Below are 9282 nucleotides of genomic sequence, written 5' to 3'. Positions count from 1 at the left end.
TCTGACATCATTGATCAAGATAGATTAATTGCGGCTTAAATCGAACTCACGTTAAAATATAGAAATTATGGAAACAACATTTAACAAAGAAACATTAGCTTACGAAAAAGCAGTAAGAAGGGTAAAAGAATTAAAAGGTTTCTACGGTAATCTTACTTCTTACTGCCTGGTAATTCCTTTTTTAATGGTGCTGAACCTTTTGACCGCTCCGGATCATTTATGGTTTTTCTGGCCAATGACAGGATGGGGAATGGGACTTGCAGCACACGGAATCAATGTGTTCGGGATAGGTAAAAACTGGGAAGAAAAAAAGATCAGAGAATTGATGGAAGAGGAAAAGAAAAATTACGGAAAAACACTTTAATAACCTAAATAACAATACAATGGACTATAATCAGGCTTATGAGCGAGTTGCTCAATTGAAAAAATTCTATAAAAACCTTGCATGGTTTGCGATAATAGCAGGAATATTATTCTTTAATGATTATTTTGAACACGGGAAAATTAATTTTTCCACCTTTAATGGCTCAATTATATTGGTCATCTGGGGAATCATTCTGACGGTAAAAGCAGCAAAACTTTTTATTTTTGATGCTGACTGGGAGAGAAAAATACTACAGAAAGAACTTAAAAAAACGAAAGAACCGATAAATTTTTAAAACCTGCCAACTTTTATCTATTTTTAAATTTTAAAACTAAAACCGTAATTCAATGATCAGAACTGTCATCATCGAGGATGAAAAACCCGCTTCAAGAAAACTGGAAAGAATGTTAAGTGTTTTTCCTGAAATACAGCTGGTTGCAAAAATAGAATCAGTGGAAGAAGGGGTGGAATGGTTTTCTGAAAATGAACACCCGCAGCTTATTTTTTCAGATATTGTTCTGGGCGACGGGTTGTCATTTGATATTTTTGAAAAAGTCCCGACAAAAGGTTTCATCATTTATACGACAGCTTTTGATCAGTATACCCTGAAAGCTTTTAAACTGAACAGTATCGATTATCTTTTAAAGCCTATTTTGGAAGAAGACCTGGACGGAGCTATAGAAAAATTCAAATCATTTATTCCTTCAGATAATTCTGCCGGGTCACAGGAAGTTAAGCAGCTGATCAAAAAAGAGAAGACAACACTTTCGAGAGTTCTGGTAAAGATAGGATATAATTTAAAGATCATCCAGACTGATGAGATCAGCTGTTTTTTCAGCGAAAATAAAATTGTTTATCTGAAAACCCAGGAACGGAATTATCCATCGGATTTCACTTTGGATGAGCTCGAAGATGTTCTGGATGAAAAAAAATTCTTCCGTGTCAACAGGCAGTTTATTATTAATTCGGATTATATTAAAAACATCCACACTTCTCCTTACTATAAAGTAGATCTGGAATTTCAGCCGCAGGAAGAAATTACGGTAAGCCGTGACCGGGTGAAAGATTTCAAAGATTGGCTGGTAAGCTGATTTCTGCCATTGCTCAACTACTTATAATCAATTCTGTTAGCCTCGGTATCTTCAAGCTGTTTTACAATTGAATCCGGGATTTCGTCACTGTCAATAGGAAAGCTGATAGAATCCGGAACAAAGTTTTTCCGGTCTGCCTTCCGGAAAATCTCAAAAAGAGCAATAGGCTCTTGATTAAAACTAATACATGTACTTATAAAATGCAATTCATGGAGTTTGTATTCTGGATTTTTGAGTTTTTCATGGATATCTTTTATCCTTGAAATAAAATGCCTTTGCCGGATGAAAGTATTGCTGTTCATGATGATAAAAATATAATCCGAATAAGCAGTAACTTTTCCGAAATACTTATGGTGATCACCACCACTTCTCTCAATGAAATATTCCCCTGATGTTTCAGATTTGTAGATTTCCATTGCGGAACGCCAGATACGGTCTTCTCTGGCCTGTAACGGGTTGTCCGGTAAATTTCTGTTGTAGGAATACCAACAGCCGACCAAACGGTCTAAAAGCACTGTATTCTGCTTTGTATTATTCATCTCAATCTTCAGATCATTAAAATTAAAGGATTCTGTATTGGAATTAATAAAATCAATATAGCTGGAATATCCCAAAACTTTAACAATGAGAGTTAATTTCGCAAGATTGGGTTTGCTTAATGCTGCATTTTCATTCTGCTGATATTTTTTTAATTTATTGATGATCAGATGTTCATAAAGGTAATTTGACCCTAAGATATCAGCTTCTTTTTTAATGCCTCTCTCATCCTGATCACTGGTGATGAGGTCATTAAGCTCGGTAACAATATAGGACCATTCTGTTTTTGTAACGTCTTCCCAATTATTTTTCTTTAAGAAATACAGGCTTAGGAAATTCATTAATTTCTCAAGGTGCAGGATATCTTCTTTTTTCATTGTTTTATTTATAAGACTAATTTAAGATTTTTTTAATACTGAAAAAGACTGTAGTAAGACTTTTATATTTTAAAATCAAATGATATTTGAGTAGAAAATAAAAGTTAACACAATGGAAACTAAAATCTTATTAAAAGACGAAGTCCTTTGGAAACGAATTCAAAACTTTTCATTAGATGCTTCAGATGCTGATTTTCCTTTTTCGAAAAAACTGGCTAAAGAAGAAAACTGGACATTGGATTTTACCCGGAAGGCCATAGAGGAATATAAAAAATTTATTTATCTCTGCTGTACATTGCCAAAAGGAGCCTCTCCAAGCAAAATTGTAGATAAAGTATGGCATATGCACCTTATTTATACACAGAATTACTGGGAAGATTTCTGCCCGAATATCCTGAAAAGAAAACTGCACCATCATCCCTCTAAAGGAAGCTTTTCTGAAAAAAAGAAACATCAGGATTGGTATAATGATACCTTACATCATTACAAAGAAATTTTTCAGCAGGACGCCCCAAAAGAGATCTGGACAGATCAGATAATTAAAAAAGATAAGCTGGCATTCTGGACAAAAAGGTTAAGATTCCTTACACTGATCAGCCTTTTATTTCTGGTATATTCCTGCTCCGGAAGTTTTTTTGGCGGTGTAATGCTTACTGTTTTATTTATACTCGGCTTTTTCATCTTCATGAGTTTTATTTCATGGATTTTTGGAGGAAATATCCATAAAGAACAGGATAAAAATATCAGCAGTAATAATTCTGATGGTGGATCAGGCTGCAGTGGCGGCTCCAGTTGTGGCGGCGGAGGCGGCTGTGGGGGAGGTTGCGGAGGTTGTGGTGGATGCGGAGGTTAAAAAAAATAATAGCTATGAAAAAAATATTTTGCTATTCAGTTTCGGTAATAGTAAGCATGATCTGGCTTATTTTTACGCAGCACACCTATAATCCGATCTCGGTAAAAGGGACGGAATTCTTAAAATTTTACTTAATTCTTCTGTTAGGTTTTTATACTTCAGTAATGATCTCGAAATCTCTTAAAAAAACTTCCTCAAAGACCACTTTGTACTTTATGATTTTCATTCTGATACTAGGGATTGTGAAACTGATAAAAGGATTAATGATAGAAAAACCGGTTGGATATCTTGTTATGATATTGATGATAGAAGGCATTGTAATTCTCTGCCAGCCGGGTTTAAAATCAAATATTAAGCATAAGGAGATTCAACCAAAAAAACGCCTGTCATGACCCGAAAATTCACAGAAGCAGAGAAAAACATTTTATACAAAAATATTCCTTTACAAAAGCAAGGGTATGGAGTAAGCTGGGAAGCCATAGTGTTTATTATCCTGGCCATACTTCTTTTTGGATTAGGGATTAAAATCTTTTTGTTTGACTATAATCCTTTTTTTTATGAGGAAAAAGAGAGTTTTGAGTCCTTTCTCTATTTTATGGCCATTCTTATTCCGGTCGGGGCACTTTCTTTGATACTCGTTGCAGTATTATTTAATCTCATAAAAAATTTAATCGTGTACTCACGGTATGGAAAATATGCAGTAGAAAAATCATTTGATATTGCAGGAACTGAAATTGTACAGGGACAGAACTCCGAAGATTTTATCATCCGGATTTTCAATCATAAAGGTGAAAAAACAGAAATTAAAATCTGTCTGAAAATAGTTGTGGAATCATCGTTAAAAGCTGATTTTCTGAAGGAAATTGAAAAATACAAAACTAAAGATGTCGGAAAGATCAATGTTCCGTTCCGGAAAATTCTGTATATTCTGGAAATGAAACCCTTCTCAGGGATGGTCTATTTAAGGCTAAGTGACTTTTCTACCGATATGAAACTGGATTCCAGGGAACTGATATATTCTTACGATGCTTTTTTTAAGACAAAATATAATGTAATTGGCAGCTTGAAAACAAAAGAGGCTCTTTTTATTAATTTCTATGGTGATAATGTAGAAAAGGAGATCAATATAACCATGAAAGACGTGGAAAGTAAAATCACCTGTTATTTTATTGAAGATCAGTTACTGTAACCGGCTCATCTCTGCAATAAGAAATAGAAAAGGGCTTGAAATGTTCAAACCCTTTTTTATTCTGATTTATCTTTTATGGTCTTATAGCCATATTCCCGGCACATAAAACAGGTAATGGCTAAAAGAATGGAACTCAATACAAGATCTGATTTTTCAGGATGTACCATTGCCAGATAAAGATTATATCCAAAAGAAACCGAGACTAAAAAGATTAAAACCTGATTGGCTTGAGCAGACTGATTTTTTAAAGTAGTTTTCATAATATATTTTTTATTGTTATTAATGAGTAAGTATAACAACTTAAAATATGTTACAAATATTCTGATTAAGAAATCACACCACTTCCGATAAGCTCGTCACCAATATACCAGGATGCAAACTGTCCTTCGGCAATGGCAGACTGTTCTTCTTCAAATTCAATATAAAAAGCATTTTCAAACTGATAAAGAATGGCTTTCTGCAATGGCTGTCTGTATCTGAATCTAGCCATTACTTCCATTGACTCACCATTTTTAAGCCTCATATCTTCGCGTACCCAATGAAGCTCGGAATTGTCTATTTTCAAAGCTTTTTTAAGAAGTCCCGGAAACTGATGACCTTCTCCGACAAAAAGAATATTGTTTTCCATGTCTCTGGAGATGATAAAGCAGCTTTCTTTATGTCCGCCTATTCCTAATCCTTTGCTTTGTCCGATCGTGAAAAATTGGGCACCCTGATGTTTTCCGATCACTTTTCCGTCAGATTTTTTATAATTGATTTTTTGAGAAAGGAATTCTAATTCTTCCTCTTTTGAAGAAAATTCAGGCTTTTCCTGTGAAAATAAAGGGGAATCTTTGAAAATTTCTACAATTTCTCCTTCTTTAGGTACCAATTGCTGTTGTAAAAACTGGGGCAGACTTACTTTCCCGATGAAGCATAATCCCTGGGAATCTTTTTTATCAGCGGTTACCAACCCAATTTCCTTGGCAATTTCTCTCACCTGAGGCTTTGTAAGCTCTCCGATCGGAAATAAAGCTTTTGACAATTGATCCTGGCTCAGCTGGCACAAGAAATAAGACTGGTCTTTATTGTTATCCTGTCCTGCTAAAAGGTGAAAAATTTCCTTTCCGTTTTCATCGAAAGTGGAATTTACCCTTGCATAATGTCCTGTGGCTACCTTGTCAGCACCCAGAGACATCGCTGTCTTCATAAATACATCGAATTTTACTTCTCTGTTACATAAAACGTCAGGATTTGGAGTTCTTCCTCTCTCATATTCGGCAAACATATAATCTACGATGCGTTCCTTGTAAAGATCGCTCATATCGATAACCTGGAAAGGGATTCCCAATTTCTGGGCTACCATCAGGGCATCATTGCTGTCCTCAATCCAGGGACATTCATCTTCTAACGTGACAGAAGCGTCATTCCAGTTTCTCATAAACAAAGCGACGACATCGTGACCCTGCTGTTTCAGCAGATATGCTGTAACGCTGGAATCTACACCTCCGGAGAGGCCTACTACTATTTTCATTGTATTTCAATTTTACGAAACTCTTAACGGGAGTTCTTAGTTTGATGCGGCAAAAATACAACTAAAAAGATTCGTAAAAAAACCATAATTTTAAACATTGATAAAAACGATATTAATATGAAAAAGTTTATTATTCCCTTAATGCTAATGCTTTCAGTCCCATTTTTTTCCCAGATTTCAGTGGGTACAAACTCACAAGATAACAACAGGTGGACTTTCGGAGGCGGAATCGGTGTAGGTTTTGGAAGCCAGAGCACATTTTATCTACAGGCTTCTCCAAGAGTTGGTTACAGGCTTACTGATGACCTTGAAGTAGGAATTGTGGGAAGTGTTTCCTGGCAGACTTCAGATTATTACCGGTCAACCATGTTTGGTGTTGGCCCTTTTGCCAATTATTATTTTGCCAGATCTTTTTATGTAGGGGCAAATCTTCAGCATTATTTTATCAATTTTAAAGACCGGTATTACGATTATAAAGTTAATGAAGAAGAAACCGCTCTATATCTTGGTGGCGGTTATATGCAGAGAATCGGAAATAATTCTTTTATGCAGATCGGGCTAATGTATAACGTACTCTGGAAAGAAGACACAAGTGTATTTTCAAGTGGCCTGATCCCGAATATAGGTTTTGTAGTAGGACTTTAAATGAATTGATATACTCAATTAAGGATCAATTGTATTCTGATATTACAACCAATAAAAAAGCACCGGAAATTTTTTCCGGTGCTTTTTATATTAAATTATTTATTTATGGTTGCGAAGACTTTTCAGTCGTCTTTTTGGGCTTCTGGGTTTTTCCGCCTAAACCATCTTTGGCTTCATTGACATCCAGAGTAATGGTTTCACCTTCATTCAATTGTTTATTTACCAGCATTTCAGCTAATAAATCTTCAATGTATTTCTGGATAGCCCGTTTCAATGGCCTTGCTCCAAAGTCTTTATCCCAGCCTTTTTCAGAAATAAAGTCTTTAGCTTCTTCAGTTAATTCAACTTTATATCCTAATTTCTCCAATCTGGTGTAAAGCTTGTTCAGTTCAAGATCAATAATTTTCTTGATGTCTTCTTTCTCAAGAGAATTGAAGATCACGATGTCATCAATTCTGTTTAAGAATTCAGGAGCAAATGCTTTTTTAAGGGCATTTTCAATAGTGCTTCTCGCTCTAGTATCTGAAGTTGATTTCTTAGCTGAAGTTCCGAATCCTACACCATCACCAAAATCTTTAATATCTCTCGTACCAATGTTTGATGTAAGGATAATAATGGTGTTCCTAAAATCAATTTTTCTTCCTAAACTGTCTGTAACATGGCCTTCATCTAAAATCTGCAACAGAATATTGAATACATCCGGGTGAGCTTTTTCAATCTCATCCAAAAGAACCACAGCATAAGGTTTTCTTCTTACAGCCTCTGTTAACTGACCACCTTCTTCGTATCCAACATATCCCGGAGGCGCACCAACCAATCTTGAAACCGCAAATTTTTCCATGTATTCACTCATGTCAATTCTGATCAATGCTTCATCGGAATCGAAAAGTTCTCTTGCCATTACTTTAGCCAGCTCGGTTTTACCGACACCGGTTGTACCAAGGAAGATAAAGGTTCCGATAGGACGGTTCGGGTCCTTAAGACCGGCTCTGTTTCTTTGAATCGCTTTAACGACTTTCTTCACAGCGTCTTCCTGACCGATCACTTTTCCATTCAGCTTAGCATCCATCTGAGCTAGTTTATCAAGCTCATTTTTACCCACTTTTGTCACAGGAACTCCACTCATCATAGAAACTACTTCCGCTACATTTTCTTCCGTTACGGTTTCTTTTTTCTCTTTTACATCTTTATCCCACTTATCCTGAGCGGCATTCAATTCCATTTGAAGACGTTCTTCCTCATCCTTAAGCTTTCTGGCTTCAAGATAATCCTGAGCTTTTACCGCTTTCTGTTTCAGTTCTTTAATATCTTCAATTTTCTGTTCAAAGTCGATAATTTCAGTAGGAACTTTCATGTTTTTAATGTAAACACGTGATCCTGCTTCGTCCATTGCATCGATTGCTTTGTCCGGTAAGAAACGGTCCGTAATATATCTTGCGGTTAAATTAACACAAGCCAGAATTGCTTCCGGAGTATAAATTACATTATGGTGTTCCTCATATTTATCTTTGATCTGATTCAGAATCTGAATGGTTTCATCTATTGAAGTAGGCTCTACCATTACTTTCTGGAACCTTCTTTCTAAAGCTCCGTCTTTTTCAATGTACTGACGGTATTCATCCAGAGTAGTTGCCCCGATGCATTGAATTTCACCTCTTGCCAAAGCAGGCTTAAACATATTGGAAGCATCTAAACTTCCTGTAGAACTTCCTGCACCAACAATCGTGTGAAGCTCATCAATGAACAGGATGACATCACGGTTTTTCTCCAGCTCAGTCATGATGGCTTTCATTCTCTCTTCGAACTGCCCACGGTATTTGGTTCCTGCAACCAGACTTGCAAGATCCAGAGTAATTACCCGCTTACCGTAAAGCACTCTTGAAACCTTTTTCTGCTGAATCCTTAAAGCCAATCCTTCAGCAATGGCAGATTTACCAACACCTGGCTCACCAATCAGCAACGGATTGTTTTTCTTTCTTCTCGATAAGATCTGGGAAACCCTTTCGATTTCTTTCTCACGGCCAATTACCGGATCAAGTTTACCGTCTCTCGCCAAAGAAGTAAGGTCTCTACCAAAGTTGTCCAATGTAGGTGTTTTACTTTTTGCAGTCCCTAAATTTCCTTGTGGCTTTCTCATCTGCTCAAATTCCTCTCTTTCATCATCGTCATCATAAGCACTCATTTGTGGTGACTGCCCGGAATTTTTAAGCATTGTCTGATATTCTCTTGAAACACCTTCATAATCGATGTCGTAAGCGCCTAGTATACTTGAAGTGGGGTCTTCATATTTATAAAGAATGCCCAGAAGCAAATGAACGGTATTAATCTCATTGCTTTTGTATTGTCTGCATTCCAGCTCTGCACGTTTAATAGCATGATCTGCCATTTTAGTGAAAGAAATATTGGTAACCTCCTCAGAAATAGGATTAAGACTTGCTGTATTTAGAGTTTCAATTTTTCTTCTGATTTGTGTTAAATCGGCATTAAGGTTTTGAAGGATTTCTTTTGCAGAGTTTTCTGTTTTTATAATACCTAAAAGTAGATGTTCTGTATTAAGAAATTCACTTTTCAGCCTTTTAGCTTCATTTTTGCTTTGTTTGAACACCTGGCTCAAACCTTGTGAAAACTTATAATCCATAATATATCTCAATTAGAATAAAGATAGAATTATCATTTATTCATTATCTAAATTACAAATATTTTACCAAAAATC

At 36.0% G+C, this 9282-nt stretch carries 11 protein-coding genes; 7 read left to right on the top strand and 4 right to left on the bottom strand.

The features are described 5' to 3' along the window. Positions 1-67 precede the first annotated feature (67 nt). Genes PMI13_RS04420 through PMI13_RS04410 form a run of 3 tightly spaced genes read left to right on the top strand, consistent with a single transcriptional unit; the run spans position 68 to position 1455 of the window. Positions 68-364, top strand: a complete 297-nt coding sequence (locus PMI13_RS04420; protein WP_007841084.1) for a 2TM domain-containing protein — start codon at positions 68-70, stop codon at positions 362-364. Positions 365-383: 19 nt separating this feature from the next. Then, the gene (locus PMI13_RS04415) at positions 384-659 is read left to right on the top strand and encodes a 2TM domain-containing protein (protein ID WP_007841083.1); all 276 of its coding nucleotides are present in this window, start codon (positions 384-386) and stop codon (positions 657-659) included. A 52-nt stretch (positions 660-711) separates the two neighbouring features. Then, the gene (locus tag PMI13_RS04410; RefSeq protein WP_007841082.1) at positions 712-1455 is read left to right on the top strand and encodes a LytR/AlgR family response regulator transcription factor; all 744 of its coding nucleotides are present in this window, start codon (positions 712-714) and stop codon (positions 1453-1455) included. A 17-nt stretch (positions 1456-1472) separates the two neighbouring features. On the opposite strand, the gene PMI13_RS04405 is transcribed toward PMI13_RS04410, so the two are convergent. Then, complete coding sequence (locus tag PMI13_RS04405; protein WP_007841081.1) at positions 1473-2369, bottom strand: hypothetical protein; 897 nt, start codon at positions 2367-2369, stop codon at positions 1473-1475. Positions 2370-2481: 112 nt separating this feature from the next. Between PMI13_RS04405 and PMI13_RS04400 the strand changes: the two genes are divergently transcribed. From PMI13_RS04400 to PMI13_RS04390, 3 genes are read left to right on the top strand one after another with little or no spacing between them, the layout of a single operon-like run. Next, positions 2482-3222 (top strand): glycine-rich domain-containing protein, encoded by a 741-nt coding sequence (locus PMI13_RS04400; protein WP_007841080.1) that lies wholly within the window; start codon positions 2482-2484, stop codon positions 3220-3222. 14 nt (positions 3223-3236) lie between these two features. Next, positions 3237-3614: a hypothetical protein gene (locus tag PMI13_RS04395; protein WP_185096101.1), complete on the top strand. Its 378-nt coding sequence runs from the start codon at positions 3237-3239 to the stop codon at positions 3612-3614. Continuing rightward, the gene (locus PMI13_RS04390; protein ID WP_007841078.1) at positions 3611-4411 is read left to right on the top strand and encodes a hypothetical protein; all 801 of its coding nucleotides are present in this window, start codon (positions 3611-3613) and stop codon (positions 4409-4411) included. The genes PMI13_RS04395 and PMI13_RS04390 overlap by 4 nt, the downstream gene beginning before the upstream one ends. Before the next feature lie 56 nt (positions 4412-4467). Here the strand turns inward: PMI13_RS04390 and PMI13_RS04385 are convergent, their stop codons facing one another. Both PMI13_RS04385 and mnmA read right to left on the bottom strand, forming a co-directional pair. Continuing rightward, positions 4468-4671 carry a hypothetical protein gene (locus tag PMI13_RS04385; protein ID WP_007841076.1) on the bottom strand — a complete coding sequence of 68 codons (204 nt, stop codon included), beginning with the start codon at positions 4669-4671 and terminating at the stop codon, positions 4468-4470. A 65-nt stretch (positions 4672-4736) separates the two neighbouring features. After that, the gene (gene mnmA / locus PMI13_RS04380; protein ID WP_007841073.1) at positions 4737-5924 is read right to left on the bottom strand and encodes a tRNA 2-thiouridine(34) synthase MnmA; all 1188 of its coding nucleotides are present in this window, start codon (positions 5922-5924) and stop codon (positions 4737-4739) included. A 117-nt stretch (positions 5925-6041) separates the two neighbouring features. Here mnmA and PMI13_RS04375 point away from each other — a divergent pair, with 117 nt between their 5' ends. Beyond that, positions 6042-6569: a hypothetical protein gene (locus PMI13_RS04375; RefSeq protein ID WP_007841071.1), complete on the top strand. Its 528-nt coding sequence runs from the start codon at positions 6042-6044 to the stop codon at positions 6567-6569. A gap of 103 nt (positions 6570-6672) precedes the next feature. On the opposite strand, the gene PMI13_RS04370 is transcribed toward PMI13_RS04375, so the two are convergent. Then, a complete protein-coding gene (locus tag PMI13_RS04370; RefSeq protein WP_007841069.1) occupies positions 6673-9207 on the bottom strand; it encodes an ATP-dependent Clp protease ATP-binding subunit in 2535 nt (844 codons plus the stop codon). Between the last annotated feature and the right edge of the window lie 75 nt (positions 9208-9282).

It is taken from the genome of Chryseobacterium populi (assembly GCF_000282115.1).
GTDB lineage: Bacteria > Bacteroidota > Bacteroidia > Flavobacteriales > Weeksellaceae > Chryseobacterium > Chryseobacterium populi.
The sequence above is the reverse complement of the archived record's forward strand: the minus strand, read 5'-3'. Positions and strand labels throughout refer to the sequence as shown.